This window comes from Nonomuraea rhizosphaerae, from assembly GCF_019396405.1.
Classification (GTDB): Bacteria; Actinomycetota; Actinomycetes; order Streptosporangiales; family Streptosporangiaceae; genus Nonomuraea; species Nonomuraea rhizosphaerae.
On the sequence record NZ_JAHKRL010000550.1, the window covers coordinates 18317 to 38621 of the forward strand.

A 20305-nucleotide genomic window follows, 5' to 3' on the forward strand; every position below is an offset into this window, starting at 1 on the left:
AATTCCGGCTCCTGATGCGTTCGGCCGCCTATTCGGCCTGTGCGGTGACGATCTCATCGCACAACCGCACACACTGGTCGCAGATCCGCACCCCGGGACCGGCCACCACCGTCGCCACCTCCGCGGCCGTCTTGCCGCAGAAGGAGCAGGCCAGATCACTGCCGGCCGGCACGAGGGCGAGATGCGCCATGGCCGAGCGCGGCTCACGGACGACCTCACCGGCCAGCCGCACACAACCGTCGCAGATGAACACCCCCGGCCCGGCCACGAGCCGCGCGACCTGGGCCTTGCCGGACCCGCAGAAGGTGCACGCCGGATCGGCGGCCTTCCGGCGCGAGCGCCACCCCATGGCGCCACCGGACGCCTCGACCATCTGGTGCACCCGCTGATGGCTCAGGTCCAGCGCCTCGGCGATCTCCCGCAGCGAGGCTCCCGCCAGGTGCAGCCGCCGTACGGCGTGGTGGTACTCGGCCTTGGCCCGCTCCGCGTGCTCCTGCGCCTCGCTCCATCGGGTGCCTGCCGCCTCCGCCTGGCCGAGCAGCCCCTCATCGAGTGCCATGTGTCTACCATAGCTAGACAAACTCTCCTAATACACCCGCTCCCCCGCGAGCCACGTCCCCAGCACCGGGACACTCCCCACCGACGTCGGCTCGACCCGCCGCGGATCGTCCCCCAGCAGCACCAGGTCGGCGTCCGTCCCCACCGCCAGCACCCCGCGCCGGCGCTCGGCGAACGCCTGCCACGCCACGCCGCTCGTGTACGCGCGCAACGCCTCCTCCACCGGCAGCCGCTCGTCCGGCGTCCACGCCGCGCCCCCGTCCACCGTCCGCCTGGTGATCGCGATCTGGATGCCGAGCAGCGGCTCCTGCGAGCTGACCGGCCAGTCGCTGCCGAACGACAGCGCCGTGCCGAGCCGCGACAACGTCCTCATCGGGTACTGCGCCGCCGCCCGCGCCGCCCCGAGCCGCGGGATCGTCAGCTCCGTCTGCAGCGGGTCGAGCTGCGCCCACAACGGCTCGAAGTTCGCGATGACCCCCAGCTCGGCGAACCGCGGCAGGTCGGCGGGGTCCACGAGCTGCGTGTGCGCGATCACCGGCCGCCGGTCCCAGGGCTCGTTCCGCGCCGCCGCCTCTTGAATGGCGTCCAGCGCCGCCCGCACCCCGCCGTCGCCGATGGCGTGGATGTGCGCCTGGAACCCGTCGGCGTCGAACGCCGCCACCGCCTCGGCGAGCGCGGCGGGCTCCCAGACGGGCATGCCGCACGAATGCGGCGCGTCCTCGTAGGGCGCCAGCATCGCCGCCGTCCCGCCCTCGATGACCCCGTCGGCGAAGAACTTCACCGTACGAGCGGTGACCAGCCCTTCCGTACGGGCGGAAACCACCCCTTCCGTGCGAGCGGCCACCACCCCTTCCACCTTCGCCCGCTGCGTCCCGAACTCCGCCCGCTGTTCCGGCCACCTGTCCGGATCCGCCCTCAGCCCCAGATTCACCCGAAATTTCAGGACATCCCGCCGCGCCGCCTCCACATAGGCGTCCACCATGTACGGCTCCACCCACGCGTCCTGCACCCACGTGATCCCGTACGCCGCCATGGCCCGCCCCGCCTCAGCCACCCCCTCCACCAGCTCGTCCATGCTCTTGCCCGGCACCAGATCCAGCACGAGGTCACAGGCGTGCCACTCGCGCAACGTCCCCATGGGCGTGCCGTCCCCGCGCCGCACGATCCACCCCAGCCGAGGGTCCGGCGTCTCCGCCGTGATCCCCGCCCGCTCCAGCGCGGCGGTGTTGCACCAGACCGTGTGATAGTCGTACGCCCTCAGCACCACCGGCCGATCGGGCACCACCGCGTCCAGCCAGCGGGCGTCGAACGCGCCGCCGGGGACGATCGTCGGGTCGTAACTGCCGCCGACGATCCACTCCAGGCCGGGGTTCTCGCTCGCGTACCGGGCCACCTCGGCGACGATGTCCGCGACCGTCATACGGCCCTTGACCTGCGGGCCTTGAGCTTCCAGGCCACCGAAGAGCGGATGCGCGTGCCCGTCCCCGAACGCCGGCATGAGAAACCCGCCCTGGAGATCGACCCGCTCACCGTCAATGCGCAGGGCGTCATCGCCCAGGGCAGTGATCCGGCCGCCGGTCACGGCCAGGGCATGAGTGTGGCCGGTGCCTGTCCAGACAGCACCACCGGTGAAAATCGTCACGGAGCGGTCCGCCTCAACATTGCACGAACATGCGTTATGAAGGTGCGCGCTGACTCAGACGACTCCTCGATCCGTGCCATCAGCTCTTCGGCGTCCTCGTCGGGGCAATCCGCAAGATGACCTGCCATCACCCGCTCCAGCAACCAGGCATCACCTCTTCCCTCCCACTCATTGATCGCGGCGGAGTATGTCGCGATCTCGGCGGTCAGGCCTTCATTCGCAAGCATCAGCACTCTCAGCAGAGTGTGCAGCCGCACGCCGATCAGTCCGCTCGTCGTGTGCGCCAGCGGCCTCATGGCATGGGTCAACGCGAACATGTCGAGCTGATAGGAAAACACAGCCTCGTCCTGCATCCGCAGAACGTCCGAGTTATCCAGCTCGGTGAGCGGCAACCCCTCGAAGACATCGCCCATGAGTGTCAGCGCGATGTCCGCCCCCTCGGGACAGGCCGCGACCACGTCCACGATGCTGCGCCACTCCTCCGCCGCGCACTGCGAGCGCCACAGCAGCGCGTACCGCCGCCACTCCGTCACCACGTCCTCGTACCCCGGCATGAGGACACTCGCGTGCACAACATCCCCACCCGCCAGCGCCATCAACATCAGGTTCGCCGAGTAGTAGGCGTACCGCCGCTGCGGCCCGGCGATCCACGGCCGGTACCCCGGGTACGCGTGGTCCTCCCGCGTCTCCAACCGCCGGAACAGCCTGATGACCAGGTCCCGCCAGCCCGCCCCGTCCTGCTCCGCCATCTCCCCCAGGAACGACAGGACGGGCGTCCGGCTGGAGAGCGTCGCCCACGACAGCAGGGCTCGCATCAGCCCGTCGTCGACATCCCTCGCGACCGCCGCCGACTCCTGCACCCGCAGGTCGCGCAGCAGCGAGGCCAGCAGCCTGGCGATGAGGAACTCCCCGAACGTGGCGTGCAGGAACTCGAACGTCCGCAACGCCCGCCCGTCCCGGTTGGCCCGCGCCTCGTGAACGAAGAAGAACTTCCCCGGAGCCAGCTCCCCCGCCGTCAGCGGCGTCGCGAACCCCGGCTCCTTCTCAGGCCGACCCGCCAGCCTCAACCCCCTGAGGTCGGCGTCGAACTCCTCCCCGGTCGTCCACTGCCGTCCCCGGTTGAACATCGAGAACGCCACGCACGCCAGCTGCACCATCTCCCGCTCGACCAGCGCCGGGACCTGGTCCTTGAGGTAGGACTTGACCAGCTCCCGCTCCACGAACCTCCGCATGAGCCGCTCGTACAGCTCCACCTGCCTCAACTGGGCGGCCGACAGCAGCGCGTTCCCGTCGGCGTCGTAGAGCGCCAGCATCAGCAGCAGCAACGGCTGCCCGGCGAGCGGCCCCTGCGCCCTGGCCACCTCAGGACTTAACGGAGAAAGACCCCGTTCTCTGAAATATCCGGCGTTGTTGTGGTTCCACACGGTGAGCCAGTGATCGATCTGCTCGTCGTCGAACGGCTCCAGCCTGGCGACGACCGTTCCCTCCGGGAAGCTCGCCCGCCCGGCCACCGCCGTACGCGAGGTGACCACGAACGCCACGGCCCGTCCGGCGTCCATCTCCCGCCGCTGGAACTGGACGACCTTCTCCAGGTAGTCGGTCTGCCGCACCCCGGTCGCCTGCAGCAGTTCGTCGAACCCGTCGAGGAAGACCACCCGCAGCACGCCGGCGGCTCCCCTGGCCAGCGCGGGCCACTCCACCCGCTCCCCGCTCAGCCCGTACACGGCCTGCTCGATCTGCCGCTGCAGGTCCGCCTCCGCCGCGACCTCGCGCAACGGCACCCTGATCGGCAGGAACCGCTCCTGCGGCAGCGTCGCGGACAGCATCTTCGTCAGCACGGACTTCCCGGCCCCCGGCTGGCCGAGCACCACCAGCGGAACCCTGGTGGCCATCCCGCTGGTCAGGTACCCGGCCAGGAACCCCGGCAGATCCCGCCGCACCTCCCGGCCCGCCCACTCCGACTCCGCGCCCGGGTCGCCGCCCAGCTCCCGGACGTCGGCGACGCGGAACTGCGGCGTGATGTAGGCCTGTCCGAGCATGGGCAGCCGCATCCCCTCCGGCACGTCCCCCGTCTCGGCGATCGGCCGCCGCAGCACGGCGCGGTGCAGCCGCGAAATCGTCTCAAGCTGAGCGGGCAGCGCCTCCCCCGCCGGCCCCGGCAGGAGCAACTGCCGCAGATCCGCCAGCTGCCGCCGCGTCGCCTGCCCGTCGAGCATCCCGGCCCAGAGCGCGAACTCGGGAACCTCCACCGCCAGCTGCCGGAACCGCTCCTCGTACCGCCCCACGGCCGCCGGCTCCAGCGCGTCCCGGCACAGCGCGCGCGCCCTCTCCCACTCCGCCTCGTCAAGCGCCTCCCGCGCCCGAAGCCCGCCGAAGAAGTCCACCAGCCCAGCGGCGCAGGCCGAGTACACCCGCCGGACCCGGTGAACATTCCGCTCGAAGGGCCACTGCGGCGCCGGGCAGGGCACGTCGTCCATGTCCAGCAGCACGCCCTGCTCGTCCCTGCTGAGCCGCCTCAGTCCAGGAGGCAACTCCAGGCCACGCAGGGCCTCCAGGAAGGAGGTGATCACCAGAAGCGCGTGGGCGGCCTCCAGCCGTTCGGTGCGGCTGCTCCACCTCGTGTCCGAGCGCCACTCCCGCCACCGGCCGAGCAGATCGTTCCCGACCTTGATCAGCTCACCCTTGGCGTCGATCAGATCTCAGGCACCGAGCGTGCCGACCCCCAGAACGGTGTCGAGCACCTTGATCGCCGGATCCGTCCCGCCGAGCAACCGGACCGCGTCGCTGTACCGATATCCCCGCGCCATGCGGGGATCGTAACCTTCTGATCACCGCGGAGCGTACGGTTGCGGCCGGAGCCCCCTGGCGTTGACCGGACGCATGCGCTCCACCCCGCAAGGCCGCGTCGCCGACGCGCAGGACAGAACTCATGCGGCCCCGAAAACTGGACGCCCCGGCGACACCTCCTCGTCGTCCGGCACGCCGATGTTCTGGGAGGCGGTCAGCAGCCACCGCCCGTCCTCCTTGGCCATGATCCACAGCGGCGACCCCACGTCCACCCCGTCAGGTGTCCGGTACACCTGCCGCAGCTTGACGGCGGCGACGTCGGGGCGGATGAACAGCACATGCTCCAGCTCGAACGTGACGCTGAGGCCCCGCATCCCCCCGGGAAGCACCTGATGGGTGAATGCGGAGATCGCGTCGAGGCCGTAGAGGCGCCTGCCGCCACCCGTCGTCCAGATGGCGTCGGCCCGGAACAGGCCGAGGAACTCGTCGGGAAGCTCGTTGTTCTGGGAGTGTTCCACGGTGGCGACCACCTGCTTGATCGCTTCGATCTCGGCTTCGCGGGCCGGTGCGGCGATGTCTGTGCTCATGAATCCCACTGTGGTTCCTCAACCATGCTTGAGGTCAAGACGGTTTCCCTTTCTGCCACCGCGCCTCCGCGATCCACTGACTGATCGATGTCTCAGTCGATGGCGCTGGCCGACTCGATCGGCTGACAGGGCACACGTGGGCGAAGCCCGCGCTCAGGACAAGCGCCCCGGAGCGAAGCGGAGGCCCTTTGGCAGGGGAATACCCGAGCGGCAGTGAGGACCACTCGGGGCGAGGAACAACGGCCAGCCGCCCAAACGGGCAACAGGTGGATGCGGGGTGGAGCTATGGGGATTCGAACCCCAGACCTCCTCCATGCCATGGAGGCGCGCTACCAACTGCGCCATAGCCCCTGGTCACCGCCACGGATCCCCCCGTCACGGCGCTCCGCGAGCATACAACCATCCCCCGATTAAACCTAATCGCGCCGCCCCTGAGCCGCCCGCGTCACCAGCACCGCCAGCCCGTCGAGCTGCCGCCGCAGCCCGAACTCGAACAGCGAGTCCAGGTCCATGTCCAGCCCCGGCTGCACGATCACCCGCGCCATGGTCGGGAACCCCCCGGACGACAGGACGTCGGCCAGCCGCCCCTCCCGGGCCCGCATCCAGTCGTCGTCGGTGACGTCGGTCTCGGCCCGCGCCTGGGTCTCCGCGTCCAGGCTGGTCGCGACCCCCCGGACGAAGCTGGCGAGGGTGACGCTGGCGTGCAGCATGGCGTTCGGGCTGAGGCCGAGCCCGTCGATGGCGCGCAGCAGCCACTCGGTGTGCGCCATCCCATTGCGTACGAACTCCGGCCGCATCAGCGGAATGGCCTGCGCCAGCCATGGATGCCGCCGGTAGAGGTGCCATTGCAGCCGCAGCGACACCTCCAGCTGGGCCCGCCATCCGGGCGGCGGTTTCGCGGGCAGCGGCTCCTCGCCGTAGGCGGCGTCCGCCATCAGGTGGACGAGTTCTTCCTTGCTCCGTACGTGCCGGTACAGCGACATGGCCGAGGCCCCCAGCTCGGTGGCGATCCGCCGCATGGAGACGGCGGCCAGCCCTTCGCTGTCGGCGATCCTGATGGCCGCCCGCAGGATGCGTCCTCTGGTCAGCTCGGGGATCGGCCGCCGGGCGCCGATGCCGAACGTCGTGCCGCGGTCCGCCCAGGCGACACTGCCGGCCGCCCGTGGCTCGAAGCGGGACTCGTCCCATTCGTGTCCCACCACGACGGTGCCGACGCCGGGCACCGCCCGTACCAGACCCTCGTCCCGCAGCGCCGCGATGGCCTTGCTGGCCGTCGCCATCGCCACGCCCCACTCGCGCACGATCTGCCGCGTGGACGGGATCCGGTCCCCGGGCGAGAGTTCGCCGACGCCGATGCGCCGCCTGATCTCGGCGACGATCCGCAGGTACGGCGGCTCACCTCGCTCCACGAGACCTCCCGTCACATGCGCTCCAGCGCGGCCGGCGACATAACACCACATCACCGCCGAACACCGCACCAGACAAAACGAGCCGGTATTGCCCGCTAAATCCGTACGTACTTATGGTGCGGCGTACACCGTAAACAGGAGAGCACCAATACGAAACATTCTGATCTCCGGCGCAAGCACAAACGGCCCCGCTCGCGTACTGACTCGCCCGCCACGGTGGTGGAACGCCCCCCGTACGAGGGCAGGCAGGGAGGAAACTTCCGCAGCACCGCCCAGTCACGCGTACTCGACCTGATGGTCGCAGGCGTTCACGGCGTACGAAGAGCGCCTCCGCCCCTACGCCAAGCAGGCACGCGGCAGCAAGAGGCCCCCGGCCAAACGGTCCCAGATCTGAACCCGCGACCAGCAGATGCACATGCTGTCACACCCGGCCGGCCGGGAAGCTGACGTCGAAGACCTCCGACGCCGTCACGCTCCCCGACCGCACCACCACAACACGCGCTCGAACGTCAGGCGTCGGGCCGGTCGTCGCTGTTGACAGGCTCGGGCAGCGTGCCCGCGTTGTGCTCGAGCAGCCGCCACCCCCGGCGCCCTTCCTGCAGCACCGACCAGGAGCAGTTGCCCAGCCCCCCGATGGCGGGCCACAACTCCTCGGGCAGCCCGAGCATCTCGCAGATGCCCAGCCGCAGCGCGGCCCCGTGCGAGGCCACCACCAGCAGCCCGTCACGGTCGAGCCGGTCGGCCCAGCGCCGCATGGAGCCCGCCACCCGGCGGGCGACGTCACCGACGGGCTCGCCGTCGGGCGCCTCCCAGGCGACGTACTCCTCCGGCCAGCGCGCCGCGATCTCGTCGCGGGTCAGGCCCTCCCACAGGCCGCCGCCGCGCTCACGCAGGTCCTTGTCGACCGCCACGTCGAGGTTGACGATCCGGCCGAGCGCGAGCGCGGTCTCGTGGGCCCGCTGGAGGTCGGAGGAGACGATCAGCGTGGGCCGCAGCGACGCCAGCAGCGACCCGGCCCGGGCCGCCTGGGCGATGCCGGTCTCGTCGAGCGGGATGTCGGAGTGGCCCTGGAATCGGTGCTCGACGTTCCACAGCGTCTGGCCGTGTCTGAGACAGACGATCCTCTTGCTCATGCAGACGCCTCGGCGGACGGCTTCACGTGCGGGCCCGCTGGATGTTCACCTGCACGACGCTCTCCGGCAGCCCGATGGGCGGGCAGTCCTTCCAGAGGCGCTCCAGCGCGTAGAAGGTGCGGTCCTCCTCGTGCTGCACGTGCACGACGATGTCGAGGTAGTCGAGCAGCACCCAGCGGCCCTCGCGCTCGCCCTCGCGGCGCACGGGCTTGGCGTCGGCCTCGATGCGCAGCCTGTCCTCGATCTCGTCGACGATGGCGCGTACCTGGCGATCGTTCGTGGCGGAGCAGAGCAGGAAGGCGTCGGTGATGACGAGTTGCTCGCTGACGTCGTAGGCGAGGATGTCATCGGCCAGCTTGTCGGCCGCGGCCTCCGCGGCGATCTGGACGAGCTGGACGGCTCTTTCGGATGCGGTCACGATGCGGGTCGGTCCTCCTGTGTCGGCAACATGCCCCTATGTCGAGGGTACCCGTTACCGCTCCCGTGCCCCACGTACGGCACGAGCACCTTCACCCCTCCGCGCGATAAAGACCCCTTTTGTTGATGTATTGCACGATTCCATCAGGCACGAGGTACCAGATCGGCTCGTCCTTCTCCACCCGCTGCCGGCACTCCGACGACGAGATGGCCAAGGCCGGGATCTCCAGCAGCGTCACCTTGCCCTCGGGCAGGCCAGGATCGTGCAAGGTGTGGCCGGGCCGGGTGCAGCCCACGAAGTGCGCCAGCTCGAACAGCTCGTCGGCGTCCTGCCAGGTCAATATGGCGCCGAGCGCGTCGGCGCCGGTGATGAAGTAGAGCTCCGACTCCGGTCCGTAGATCTCGGCGACGTCCCTCAGCGTGTCGATCGTGAACGTGGGGCCGGGACGGTCGACGTCCACCCTGCTCACCGAGAAGCGCGGGTTCGACGCGGTCGCGATCACGGTCATCAGATAACGGTCCTCGGGCGCGGACACCACGCGCTCCGCCTTCTGGTACGGCCGTCCCGTGGGCACGAAGACGACCTCGTCGAGATCGAAGTGATGGGCAACTTCGCTGGCGGCGACCAGGTGACCGTGGTGAATCGGGTCGAACGTCCCACCCATCACACCCACGCGTCGCTTCCCCTGGACACTCGGCGCGTTCATCATGAAACGGACCTTACGCGGGCGTCATTCGGCAACATCATGGGACCCCCCTGGTGATGAACGCGGTGATGAACGCGCGCACCGCCCGATGCCGACGTAGCATGCCGGGCATGACGACCACCCCGGACCGAAACCGCGTCCAACTGCCCGGCATCTCGTCTCGTGCCTATGAACACCCCGCAGACCGGTCCGCGCTGGTCGCTCTGCGGAAGTTGAGTGGGTTCGACACGGTTCTCAAGCAGATGTCCGGCCTCATCAGCGAGCGCCGGCTGCGCCTGATGTACCTGGCGTCGGCCGTGCGCGTCAGCGAGACCCAGTTCCGCTCCCTCTACGACATGGGCCGCGACGCCGCCTACACCCTCGACCTCCACCGGATCCCCGAGATCTACGTCCAGCAGGACCCGCGGGTCCAGGCCATGGCCATCGGCTTCGACGACCCGTTCATCGTCGTCACCACCGGCCTGCTCAACCTCATGAACGAGGAGGAGCAGCGCTTCGTCATCGGACACGAGACCGCGCACATCCTGTCAGGCCACGCCGTCTACCGGACGATGCTCGACATCCTCACCCGCCTGGCCACCCGCGTCGCCTGGATCCCGCTCGGCTACATCGGCCTGCGCGCGATCGTCGCGGGCCTGGAGGAGTGGTACCGCAAGTCGGAGCTGTCCTGCGACCGCGGCGGTCTGCTCGTCGGCCAGGACCCCGAGGCGTCCAAGCGTGCGCTGATGAAGCTCGCCGGCGGCGACTACACCCACGAGATGAACATCGAGGCGTTCCTGGAGCAGTACCAGGAGTACGACACCGCGGGCGACCTTCGCGACGGCTTCCTCAAGGTGCTCAACCTGCTCGGCACCACCCACCCGTTCGCCGTGGTGCGCGTGGCCGAGCTCGACAAGTGGCACCGCGGCGGCGAGTACGAGCGCATCCTCGGCGGCGACTACCCGCGCAGGGAGGACGACCCCAACGCGAGGGTCACCGACGAGATCAAGGCCGCGGCCGAGTCCTACCGCGCGTCGTGGTCCCAGTCGCAGGATCCGTTCATCGGCGTGCTGCGCGACGTGGCAGAGGGCGCGGTCAACGCGGGCGAGCGCATCTTCAACCGCTTCTCCCGCCGCGACGGCAGCCAGGGCGGCCAGGGCTGATCACCCGGCGGCACCGCACCCGGTCAGCTACAACAGCAACGCGATAGCGCGCACCGCCGCCGCGCACAGGGCGACGAACCCGCCCAGCACGGCCAGTGCGCGCAGCCCTTCCCTGCGCAGCTCGGGCAGGCGGGCACCGACCCGCTCGATCTCGCGTCCGGTGATGCCGCCGCACAGCATCCCGAACACGACGCCTGCGGCCGTGACAGGCGCCGGCTGCTGCCACCAGTCAGGCTCGATCTGGCCGCCGCCGGTCAGCCAGAGCGCTCCGCCCGACGCCACCGCGACGGGCACCCCGGGCCAGACCACTCCGGTCACGGCCGACGCCGCGAACGCGAACGGGAAGAACACCACACGCAGCGACACTCTGACCCGGCGTGAGGCGCGCTTCCTGACCAGCCAGTGACTCATCCAGAGCGTCCTGGTCAGCAGGACGAACACGGCCGTGATGGCGATCGTCGCGATCGGCCAGATCACCGACGCCACCACGCACGGCACGGCCAGCACGGCGAGCAGCAGCAGCGCCGCGTTGCCCGCGGGCAGCGTGGTGGAGCCCGCCTCGGCGCGCAGGCCGGTGCCGCGCGTGCGCGGCTTGCCGGTCGCGGTCCGTGTGCGGATCCGTGCGGGCGTGGCCTTGGCGCCTTCGCCCGTACGGCTCCGCACCGCCGCGCCCTCACTCGTGCGGCCCCGCGCGGCCGCGCCCTCACCGGTGCGGCCGCGCACGGCGGCGTTCTCGCCGGTGCGACCCCGCGGCGTGGCGCCCTTGGCGTCCGGAGTCGTCCGTGCCCGGGGCGTCGGCGTCTTGGCGTCCGGAGGTGTCCGGCCCCGAGGGGTGGCGGCCTTTCCGTCCGCGGTCGTGCGGGATCGAGGAGTGGTGCCCTTCCCTTCCGGGTTCGTCCGCGTCCGAGGGGCAGGCGCCTTCGCCTCCTCGTTGGTACGGGCCCGCGCCGCGGCGTCCTCGGCCGCCCGGCCCCGCGGCGCCTTGACCTCGTCGTCCACGGCGGGGGCGGACAGCGGCACCTCGGGCGCGCCGGTCACCTTGGCCAGGCGCGAGAGCCGGTCGGCCAGCAGCGCGGCCGTCGGGCGCTTGCCGGGCTCACGGTTGAGGGCGGCCCGCACCAGCGGCAGCAGCGCCACCGGCACGCCCTTGAGGTCGGCCTGCCCGTTGAGCACCGCGTACATCTGCGCCTCGGCGGTCCCCCGCCCGAACGTGGGCCGCCCGGTCGCCGCGAACGCCACCGTCGCCGCCCACGCGTGCACGTCGGCGGGCGAGTCGACCTGCTCGTCGGCGAAGATCTCCGGCGCGGTGTAGCCGGGCGTGCCGAGGAAGGTGCCGGTCATGGTGAGCCGGGTGGCGTCGAGCACCTGCGCGATGCCGAAGTCGATGAGCACGGGCCCGTCGGTGCCCATGAGGATGTTGGCCGGCTTGAGGTCGCGGTGCACCACGCCGGCCGCGTGGATGATGGCCAGCGCGGTGGCGATGCCCTGCGCCAGCTCCACCAGCTCCGCCATCGTGAGCGGGCCGCTGCGCCGTACGCGGTCGAGCAGCGTGACGCCCTCGATGTGCTCCATGACCAGGTACGGGCGCGCGGACGACAGGTCGGCGTCCAGCACCTTGGCCACGTACGGGCTCTCCACCCGGCGCAGCGCGCGCACCTCGCGTTCGAGCCTGACCCTGGACGAGCTGTCCTCGGCCAGGTCGTGCAGGACCTTGAGCGCGACGCGTTCGCCACGGCGGGCGCTGGCGAGGTAGACCTCACCCATGCCGCCCCGGCCGAGCCGCTCGAGCAGGGTGTACGGCCCGACCTTGCCGAGCTTGCTCACCGTCCCTCCCTGCCCGGGCCCATAAGGGACACAACCCTAGCGCCGAGATCGGCGACAACGGTTGCGGCGCGCCGAAGCTTTATCGGCGAGGTTGATCGGACAGCATGCTGTCGAGCTCGGCCGTGGGCTCCGCCGACAGGTTCCTGCGTCCTTTCCTGCGCCAGTTGACGTGGCCCTGGCTCTCCAGCCAGAGCATCAGCCGGTCGGCGCCGAACAGCACGGCCGCCGAGAAGGCCAGGGCGATGACGATCTCCATGCGCTCCAGTCAAGCGAGCCCCTCCGCCGGCCGGTCACGCCGACACGCCGCCACGGCGTAATCCGGTCAGGCGCCTGACCCGGAGATGACCGTACCCGCTGACGCGCGAAGATGCCCTTCACCGGTGTAGATCCACTTGGTGGAGGTGAGCTCCGGCAGGCCCATCGGGCCGCGCGCGTGCAGCTTCTGCGTGGAGATGCCGATCTCCGCGCCGAACCCGAACTCGCCGCCGTCGGTGAACCGCGTCGAGGCGTTGACCGCGACGGCCGCCGAGTCGACCAGCGACACGAACCTGCGGGCCGCCCGCTGCGAGCGCGTCACGATGGCGTCGGTGTGCGCCGAGCCGTAGCGCCTGATGTGGGCCACGGCCTCCTCCAGGGAGCCGACGACCGCGGCGGCGATGTCGAGCGAGAGGTACTCGGTCAGGAAGTCGTCCTCGGTGACGGGCACGACCTCGCCGTACGCGGCGATCCCCGCGTCGCCGTGCACGGTCACGCCCGCCTCGGCCAGCGCCCGCAGCGCCTTGGGCACGAACGCGCCGGCCACGTCGGCGTGCACCAGGAACGTCTCGGCCGCGTTGCACACCGACGGCCGCTGCGCCTTGGAGTTGACCAGGATCTCGACGGCCAGGTCGACGTCCGCCTCCGCGTCCACGTACACGTGGCAGTTGCCGACGCCCGTCTCGATCACCGGGACCGTCGACTCCTCGACCACGGAGTTGATCAGGGAGGCGCCGCCGCGCGGGATCAGCACGTCGACCAGGCCGCGGGCGCGCATCAGCTCCTTGACGGAGTCGCGGCTGAGCCCCGGCACGAGCTGCACGGCCCCGGCCGGCACCTCGGTGCCGGCCAGCGCCTCCTGCATGACCCGCACGAGCACGGTGTTGGAGGAGTAGGCGCTGGACGAGCCGCGCAGCAGGACGGCGTTGCCGCTCTTGAGGCAGAGCGCGGCGGCGTCCACGGTGACGTTGGGGCGGCCCTCGTAGATGATGCCGATCACGCCGAGCGGCACCCTGACCTGGCGCAGCTCCAGGCCGTTGGGCAGCGTGCTGCCCCTGACCACCTCGCCGACGGGGTCGGGCAGGTCGGCCACGTCGCGGACGGCCTCGGCGATGGCCTCGATCCGGGGCCCGTCGAGGCGCAGCCGGTCGATCATCGCCTCGGCGGTGCCCTGCTCGCGGGCCTGCTCCACGTCCTTGGCGTTGGCCTCGACGATCTCGGCGGTGTGGGCCACGAGGGCGTCGGCGATCACGCGCAGGGCATGGTCCTTGGGCGCGCGCGGCAGCGGGGCCAGCTCGGCGGCGGCCTCTCGTGCCGCGTGGGCGACCTTCAGGAACTCTGTGCTCATTGCTCCGCCTCACTCCGCTGCCCGGGCTCCGGGTTGGGCCCGTCGATGCCTTCCCGGCCCGCTCCGGGGAGCGGGACGAGGTCAGTTGTGGGTTTCCAGTATGACGATGTCGTCGCGGTGGATCAGCTCGCGTTCATATTCCGGACCGAGCTCGCTGCCCAGCTCCCGCGTCGAGCGGCCGAGCAGCCCGGGGATCTCCACCGCGTCGAAGTTGACCAGCCCGCGGGCCACCACGGCGCCGCGCGGCCCGCACAGGTCGACCGGGTCGCCGGCCGCGAAGTCGCCCTCCACCGAGGTCACCCCGGCGGGCAGCAGCGACTTGCGCCTGGTGACGACGGCCTCGACCGCGCCGTCGTCGAGCAGCAGCCGGCCGCGCCCCGTGGTGGCGTGGGCCAGCCAGAGCAGCCGCGTGCCGGGGTGGCGGCCGCCCGGATGGAAGTACGTCCCGACGTCGGCCCCGGTGAGCGCCTGGGCGGCGTGGGCGGCGGCGGTGAGCACCACGGGCACGCCCGCGCCGGTGGCGATCCTGGCGGCCTGCACCTTGGTCACCATGCCGCCGGTGCCGACGGCCGCGCCGCTCTTGCCCAGCTCGACGCCGACCAGGTCCTGGGGGCCGCGGATCTCGGCCAGCCGGCGCGATCCGCTGCGGCTGGGCGGCCCGTCGTAGAGGGCGTCCACGTCGGAGAGCAGGACCAGCGCGTCGGCGTGGACGAGGTGGCTGACCAGGGCGGCCAGCCGGTCGTTGTCGCCGAAGCGGATCTCGTCGGTGGCGACGGTGTCGTTCTCGTTGACGATCGGCACGATGCCGAGCTCCAGCAGCCGGGCCAGCGTGCGCTGGGCGTTGGCGTGGTGGGCGCGGCGCATCATGTCGTCGGCGGTCAGCAGCACCTGCCCGACACGCAGGCCGTAGCGGGCGAAGGAGGAGGTGTAGCGGGCGACGAGCACGCCCTGCCCGACGGACGCGGCCGCCTGCTGGGTGGCCAGGTCACGCGGGCGCACGCTCAGCCCCAGCGGGCCGAGGCCCGCCGCGATGGCTCCCGAGGACACCAGGACGATCTGCGTCCCGTGCCGGCGGCGCGCCGCCAGGACGTCGACGAGGGCGTCGACCCGGTCGACGTCGATCGTGCCCTGTGGGGTGGTCAGCGACGACGAGCCCACCTTGACGACGACCTTCGACGCCGATCTGATCTGTTCCCGCACCGTCAAAGCCTATCGGAGCCGCGGAGCCCGTCTCCTCGAAGTTCTCGGGCCTCAGGGTTTGCGGGCCTCGGGGCATCCTGGGGCAGCCGTCACCCCAGCCGGTTGTCGGTCCCGCGCGGCCCCTGGCGTACGGACTCGGCGTGCAGCGTGGGCTGCCAGTCGAAGACGTACCCGCCCTCCATGGACCCGATGACGACCTCGGCTCCCGCCGTGGCACCGGCCTTGACCAGCTCCTCCTCGACCCCGAGCCGCTCCAGCCGGTCGGCCAGGTAGCCCACGGCCTCGTCGTTGGTGAAGTCGGTCTGCCGGATCCACCGCTCGGGCTTCTCGCCGGTGACCTGGAACAGGTTCTCGTTGACCCGCCGCACCTTGAACCCGGCCTCGCCGAGCTGCTTGGGCCGCAGGACCAGCCGGGTCGGCTCCTCGACGGGCTTGTTCGCGCGGGCCGCGGCCACCCATTCGCCCATCGCGTACGTCAGCTCCCGCAGCCCGTCGTGCGTGGCGGCCGACACGGTGAACACCTGCAGCCCCCGCCCCTCGAACTCGGCGCGCACCATCTCGGCCAGCTCACGGGCGTCGGGAACGTCCGCCTTGTTCAGCACGACCATGCGGGGCCGCCCTTCGAGCTTCCCGTACGCCTCCAGCTCCGCCTCGATCACCTCGTAGTCGGTGATCGGGTCGCGGCCGGGCTCCATGGTCGCGCAGTCGATGACGTGCACGAGCATGTCGCACCGCTCGACGTGCCGGAGGAACTCGTGCCCGAGCCCCTTGCCCTGCGAGGCCCCCGGGATCAACCCAGGCACGTCGGCCACGGTGAAGACGGTGTCCCCGGCGGTGACAACCCCGAGGTTGGGGATCAACGTGGTGAAGGGGTAGTCGGCGATCTTCGGCCGGGCCGCCGACAAGGCCGCGATCAGCGACGACTTCCCGGCGCTGGGAAACCCGACCAGCGCGACGTCGGCCACGCTCTTGAGCTCCAGCATGACGTCGAGCGCGTCACCGGGCTCCCCCAGCAGGGCGAACCCGGGCGCCTTGCGCCGCGTGGTGGCCAGCGCCGCGTTGCCGAGCCCGCCGTGGCCGCCCTCGGCGATGACGTACCGGGTGCCGGCCCCCACCAGGTCGACCAGCACCTCGCCGCTGCCGGCGTCCTTGACGACGGTCCCGTTGGGCACGGGAAGAATGACGTCCCCGCCGTTGGCCCCGTCCCGGTTGGACCCCTGCCCCTGCTTGCCGTTGTCGGCCTTGCGGTGCGGCCTGCGGTGGTAGTCCAGCAAAGTGGCGGTGTTGGGGTCCACCTCCAGGATCACCGCGCCGCCACGCCCGCCGTTGCCGCCGTCGGGCCCGCCCAAGGGCTTGAACTTCTCCCGGTGGATGGACGCGCACCCGTTCCCGCCGTCCCCGGCGTGAATGTGCAACACCACCTGATCAACGAAGTCCGCCATGCCGACACTCCTCCATCTCATCTGACGTATCCATGACCGGGGCCAGGAATGCGCACGTCACGGCGCCCAGCCCCGTGAACCGGAGGAGCGTGCCCCTGGACGGACGCCAGCCCCGTGCCAGGGGTGGGTCCGGCCCATGCCTGCCGTAAAAAGTTTTCGAAAGCCCTTAACACGCGCGAAGGGGCAGGCCGCGAACGGCCCACCCCAGAAACGCGGCAGAAAAGATCTACTCCGCCAGCGGAACGATGCTCACCGCGCGGCGCCCGCGCTTGACGCCGAACTGCACGTGCCCCGCCGCGAGCGCGAACAGCGTGTCGTCGCCGCCGCGGCCGACGTTGTCGCCGGGGTGGAAGTGGGTGCCACGCTGGCGGACGATGATCTCGCCCGCGTTGACCAGCTGGCCGCCGAAGCGCTTGACGCCCAGGCGCTGGGCGTTGGAGTCACGGCCGTTCCGGGTGGACGACGCGCCCTTCTTGTGTGCCATCTCTCTAACTCCCGATCAGGCCTGGTCGATGCCGGTGATCTTCACCTGGGTGTACCGCTGGCGGTGACCCTGGCGCTTCTTGTAACCGGTCTTGTTCTTGTACTTGAGAATGCGGATCTTCGGGCCCTTGGTCTCGCCGAGGATCTCGGCGCTCACCAGGAACTTGCCCGCCTCCGTGGTCACATCGCCGTCGTTGACGACGAGCACCGTGGGCAGCGAAACCGAAGAGCCGACCTCGCCGGCGACCTTGTCCACCTCGAGGACGTCACCGACGGAGACCTTCTGCTGCCTGCCGCCGCAACGAACGATCGCGTACACCGCGGAACCCTTCTACTGACTTCTGAATGCTGCGCCCGGCATTCGGTGCTGTCTGGAACCGACGAACCGAGTAGGCGCGCGAACAGGGCGCGCCGCTGGACGCACCGATTCTCAAGAGTACCGGATTAACGGTGCCCTGGTCGAACCGGACGGATCGTCGGGGCAGTCCGCCGAGGAGCGCTCCCTCGCGGGAGCGCCTGGCTACTCGGCTGACTTGGCTCGGCGGGAGCGTCGCCGCCCTCTGCCGGAAGTCTGGCCCGCCTGGTCGTCCTCCGAGGGGACGTCATCAAGCGCACCGGTCACGGTATCACGGCTGCCGGAGTCCTTCGCCGCGGAAACCTTGTCGGAGACCGCCTTCTCGACCGCCATCTTGCCCTGCGTGCCGCGCGGCTCCTGCTTGGCCTCCACCGGCTCGGTCGAGACGATCAGCCCGCGCCCGTTGCAGCAGTCGCACGGCGTCGAGAACGCCTCCAGCAGCCCCTGCCCGACCCGCTTGCGCGTCATCTGCACCAGGCCCAGCGAGGTGACCTCGGCCACCTGGTGCTTGGTCCTGTCGCGCGCCAGGCACTCGAGCAGCCGCCGCAGCACCAGGTCGCGGTTCGACTCCAGCACCATGTCGATGAAGTCGATCACGATGATGCCGCCGATGTCGCGCAGCCTGAGCTGGCGGACGATCTCCTCGGCCGCCTCCAGGTTGTTGCGGGTGACGGTCTCCTCCAGGTTGCCGCCCTGGCCGGTGAACTTGCCGGTGTTGACGTCGACGACGGTCATCGCCTCGGTACGGTCGATCACCAGCGAGCCGCCGCTGGGCAGCCACACCTTGCGCTCCATCGCCTTGCCGAGCTGCTCGTCGATCCGGTACGACTCGAACACATCGCCCTGCTCGGTGTCCCACTTCGACAGCCGCTCGGCCAGGTGCGGCGCGACGTACTTGACGTACTCGTCGACCGTCTCCCAGGCGTCCTCGCCCTGGACGACCAGGTTCGTGAAGTCCTCGTTGAACACGTCCCGCACGACCCGGATGGTCAGGTCGGGCTCGGCCGACAGCAGCTCGGGCGGGCTGGCCCCCTTGGCCTTCTTCTGGATGTTCTCCCACTGGGCCGACAGACGGGCCACGTCGCGGGCCAGCTCGTCCTCGGAGGCGCCCTCGGCGGCCGTACGGACGATCACGCCGGCGTTCTCCGGCATGACCTTCTTCAGGATGCTCTTGAGCCGCGTCCGCTCCTTGTCGGGCAGCTTGCGGCTGATGCCGGTCATCGACCCGTCGGGCACGTACACCAGATAGCGGCCGGGCAGGCTGATCTGCGAGGTCAGGCGGGCGCCCTTGTGGCCGATCGGGTCCTTGGTGACCTGCACCAGCACCGACTGGCCGGACTTCAGCGCCGACTCGATGCGCTTGGGCTGGCCCTCCAGGCCGGCGGTGTCGAAGTTCACCTCACCCGCGTACAGGACGGCGTTGCGCCCCTTGCCGACGTCGACGAAGGCGGCCTCCATCGACGGCAGCACGTTCTGGACCTTGCCCAGGTAGACGTTGCCCACGTACGACTGACTGGCCTCGCGGTTGACGTAGTGCTCGACGAGCACGCCGTCCTCCAGCACCGCGATCTGCGTGCGGTCGCCCTGGCGGCGCACCACCATCATCCGGTCGACCGACTCGCGCCTGGCCAGGAACTCGGACTCGGTGATGATCGGCGGACGCCTGCGGCCCAGCTCGCGGCCCTCGCGGCGGCGCTGCTTCTTGGCCTCCAGCCTGGTGGAGCCGCGCACGCTCTGCACGCCGTCGGCGGAGGTGTCGAGCGCGGCCCGGCCCGAACGGGGGGCGCGGATGCGCACGACGGTGTTGGGCGGGTCGTCGCCGGCCGGCTCTGCGGGCTCGTCCGCGCCACGGCGGCGACGCCGGCGACGGCGGCGCGAGCTGGAGGCTTCCTCCTCCTGGCCGTCGTCGGCCTGGTCCTCGTCCTCGCCCTCCTCCGAGTCGTCCCCCTCGTCGGAGTCGTCACGCTCACCGCGCGCCTTGCCACGGCCCCTGCCGCCACGGCGGCGCCGACGGCGGCGGCTGCCGCCCTCCTCCTCCTGGTCGTCGGAGGACTCACCCTCGTCGTCCGTGACGTCCTCCACGGCCTCCTCAGGCTCGGGGGCGGGCGGCTGAGGCTGGGGCACGGGCTCCGGCTCGGGCTTGGCGGGCTTGGCCCTGGTGGGGTCGGGCGCCTGGAACAGCGGCGCGAAGATCGCGGCCGGACGCTGGAACCCCGCCGCGCCCTGCTGGCTCTGCCTGCGCGCGGACAGCCCGAACGGGTCCGACAGCAGGCTCGGCCGGCCGTCGTCCTCGTCGAGGTCCTCGCCGGCGGGCTCGTCGTCGAGCGGCTCGTCCTCGGGCAGCAGCTCGGTGACGTCCTCCTCGTCGGCGTCGGCGCTGCCGTCGCGCGCGGCGGCGGCCTCACCCGCGGCGGCGGCGATCTCGGCCTCACGGGCGGGCGCCGGCTCGGCGACCTCCTCGGGCTCGGCCTTCTTGCGGGTGCGGCGCCGCTTGACCGGAGCGGCCTCCTCGGCGACCTCGGCCCCACCGCCGGTCGCACCGTCTACGACGCCGCCGTCAGTGACCCCACCGCTGGTGTCCTGACCTGCCGCGACGTCCCCCTGCACGGCCTCCGCGGCCGCCTGGGCGGCTTCCGCCTCCGCAGCCTTCTTGCTGGTACGCCGGCGCGTCGTCGTGGCCGTGGACCGCGTACGCGTGGCTCTCTTGGGCTTCTCCTCAGCGACGGCCTCGGCCGGGGCGCTGTCCGGGGTGACCGTCTCCGCGACGGCGGCCTCCGTCACGCTCTCCGGCGCGCCCATCATCGCCCCGCCCGTCGCGACCCCGCCCACCGCGGGCTCGCTCGTCGTGGCGGCCGCGGCTTGAGCGGCCGGAGCGGCCGTGGCCGGGGCGGCGGCGGACGGCTCGTCGGGCAACTCGGGCGGAGGCCCGGCCGGCCGGCTCGCTGATCGGCGACGCCTGGTCACCTTTGGCTGTTCAGTTGTCTCCCCGTCGGGGCCGTTGGCCCCGCCCCTGGGC

The 20305-nt window shown here is 71.1% G+C and carries 16 protein-coding genes, 1 tRNA gene and 1 pseudogene; 1 reads left to right on the forward strand and 17 read right to left on the reverse strand.

Annotated elements, in window-relative coordinates; all coding sequences use genetic code 11:
- Positions 1-28: 28 nt before the first annotated feature.
- The 9 genes and pseudogenes from KME77_RS30145 to nadD all read right to left on the reverse strand — a co-directional run bounded on the left by KME77_RS30145 (position 29) and on the right by nadD (position 9243).
- Positions 29-559, reverse strand: coding sequence for a ClpX C4-type zinc finger protein (locus tag KME77_RS30145; protein WP_219472216.1), 531 nt, complete (start codon positions 557-559; stop codon positions 29-31).
- Positions 560-586: 27 nt separating this feature from the next.
- The gene (locus KME77_RS28610) at positions 587-2200 is read right to left on the reverse strand and encodes an amidohydrolase (protein WP_219472218.1); all 1614 of its coding nucleotides are present in this window, start codon (positions 2198-2200) and stop codon (positions 587-589) included.
- Positions 2197-5007 (reverse strand): annotated as a pseudogene (locus KME77_RS28615) (NACHT domain-containing protein). Before KME77_RS28615 ends, KME77_RS28610 begins: the two are co-directional and overlap by 4 nt.
- Positions 5008-5127: 120 nt before the next feature.
- On the reverse strand, positions 5128-5574 hold the full coding sequence (locus tag KME77_RS28620) for an SgcJ/EcaC family oxidoreductase (protein WP_219472224.1): 447 nt from the start codon (positions 5572-5574) through the stop codon (positions 5128-5130).
- 278 nt (positions 5575-5852) lie between these two features.
- Positions 5853-5925 (reverse strand) — tRNA-Ala (locus KME77_RS28625).
- A gap of 65 nt (positions 5926-5990) precedes the next feature.
- Entirely contained in the window at positions 5991-6983 is a 993-nt protein-coding gene (locus KME77_RS28630; RefSeq protein ID WP_308250953.1) for a TetR/AcrR family transcriptional regulator C-terminal domain-containing protein, read from the reverse strand.
- 509 nt (positions 6984-7492) lie between these two features.
- Positions 7493-8116 carry a histidine phosphatase family protein gene (locus KME77_RS28635; RefSeq protein ID WP_219472229.1) on the reverse strand — a complete coding sequence of 208 codons (624 nt, stop codon included), beginning with the start codon at positions 8114-8116 and terminating at the stop codon, positions 7493-7495.
- A gap of 22 nt (positions 8117-8138) precedes the next feature.
- A complete protein-coding gene (gene rsfS / locus KME77_RS28640; protein WP_219472232.1) occupies positions 8139-8534 on the reverse strand; it encodes a ribosome silencing factor in 396 nt (131 codons plus the stop codon).
- Positions 8535-8625: 91 nt separating this feature from the next.
- Positions 8626-9243, reverse strand: coding sequence for a nicotinate-nucleotide adenylyltransferase (gene nadD / locus KME77_RS28645; RefSeq protein ID WP_219472234.1), 618 nt, complete (start codon positions 9241-9243; stop codon positions 8626-8628).
- Positions 9244-9341: 98 nt separating this feature from the next.
- Here nadD and KME77_RS28650 point away from each other — a divergent pair, with 98 nt between their 5' ends.
- The gene (locus KME77_RS28650) at positions 9342-10382 is read left to right on the forward strand and encodes a M48 family metallopeptidase (RefSeq protein ID WP_372451238.1); all 1041 of its coding nucleotides are present in this window, start codon (positions 9342-9344) and stop codon (positions 10380-10382) included.
- A gap of 27 nt (positions 10383-10409) precedes the next feature.
- Here the strand turns inward: KME77_RS28650 and KME77_RS28655 are convergent, their stop codons facing one another.
- The 8 genes from KME77_RS28655 to KME77_RS28690 form a co-directional block, all read right to left on the reverse strand.
- A complete protein-coding gene (locus KME77_RS28655) occupies positions 10410-12206 on the reverse strand; it encodes a serine/threonine-protein kinase (protein WP_219472241.1) in 1797 nt (598 codons plus the stop codon).
- 79 nt (positions 12207-12285) lie between these two features.
- Entirely contained in the window at positions 12286-12462 is a 177-nt protein-coding gene (locus KME77_RS28660) for a hypothetical protein (RefSeq protein WP_219472244.1), read from the reverse strand.
- 66 nt (positions 12463-12528) lie between these two features.
- Positions 12529-13809 (reverse strand): glutamate-5-semialdehyde dehydrogenase, encoded by a 1281-nt coding sequence (locus tag KME77_RS28665; protein WP_219472247.1) that lies wholly within the window; start codon positions 13807-13809, stop codon positions 12529-12531.
- A gap of 81 nt (positions 13810-13890) precedes the next feature.
- Positions 13891-15009, reverse strand: a complete 1119-nt coding sequence (gene proB / locus KME77_RS28670; protein ID WP_219472250.1) for a glutamate 5-kinase — start codon at positions 15007-15009, stop codon at positions 13891-13893.
- Positions 15010-15098: 89 nt separating this feature from the next.
- The gene (gene obgE / locus KME77_RS28675) at positions 15099-16451 is read right to left on the reverse strand and encodes a GTPase ObgE (RefSeq protein WP_219472253.1); all 1353 of its coding nucleotides are present in this window, start codon (positions 16449-16451) and stop codon (positions 15099-15101) included.
- A gap of 226 nt (positions 16452-16677) precedes the next feature.
- Positions 16678-16935: a 50S ribosomal protein L27 gene (gene rpmA, locus KME77_RS28680; protein ID WP_219472255.1), complete on the reverse strand. Its 258-nt coding sequence runs from the start codon at positions 16933-16935 to the stop codon at positions 16678-16680.
- A 15-nt stretch (positions 16936-16950) separates the two neighbouring features.
- Positions 16951-17253: a 50S ribosomal protein L21 gene (gene rplU / locus KME77_RS28685; protein WP_138694024.1), complete on the reverse strand. Its 303-nt coding sequence runs from the start codon at positions 17251-17253 to the stop codon at positions 16951-16953.
- A gap of 201 nt (positions 17254-17454) precedes the next feature.
- Positions 17455-20305: Rne/Rng family ribonuclease (locus tag KME77_RS28690; RefSeq protein WP_308250954.1), on the reverse strand; the 2851-nt coding region annotated here is incomplete at its 5' end.

Coding starts and splice junctions, on each gene's coding strand:
- KME77_RS28620 (WP_219472224.1), bottom strand. CDS start 5,574: ATGAGCACAGACATCGCCGCACCGGCCCGCGAAGCCGAGATCGAAGCG.
- KME77_RS30145 (WP_219472216.1), bottom strand. CDS start 559: ATGGCACTCGATGAGGGGCTGCTCGGCCAGGCGGAGGCGGCAGGCACC.
- KME77_RS28635 (WP_219472229.1), bottom strand. CDS start 8,116: ATGAGCAAGAGGATCGTCTGTCTCAGACACGGCCAGACGCTGTGGAAC.
- KME77_RS28665 (WP_219472247.1), bottom strand. CDS start 13,809: ATGAGCACAGAGTTCCTGAAGGTCGCCCACGCGGCACGAGAGGCCGCC.
- nadD (WP_219472234.1), bottom strand. CDS start 9,243: ATGATGAACGCGCCGAGTGTCCAGGGGAAGCGACGCGTGGGTGTGATG.
- KME77_RS28660 (WP_219472244.1), bottom strand. CDS start 12,462: ATGGAGATCGTCATCGCCCTGGCCTTCTCGGCGGCCGTGCTGTTCGGC.
- KME77_RS28650 (WP_372451238.1), top strand. CDS start 9,342: ATGCCGGGCATGACGACCACCCCGGACCGAAACCGCGTCCAACTGCCC.
- obgE (WP_219472253.1), bottom strand. CDS start 16,451: ATGGCGGACTTCGTTGATCAGGTGGTGTTGCACATTCACGCCGGGGAC.
- rpmA (WP_219472255.1), bottom strand. CDS start 16,935: ATGGCACACAAGAAGGGCGCGTCGTCCACCCGGAACGGCCGTGACTCC.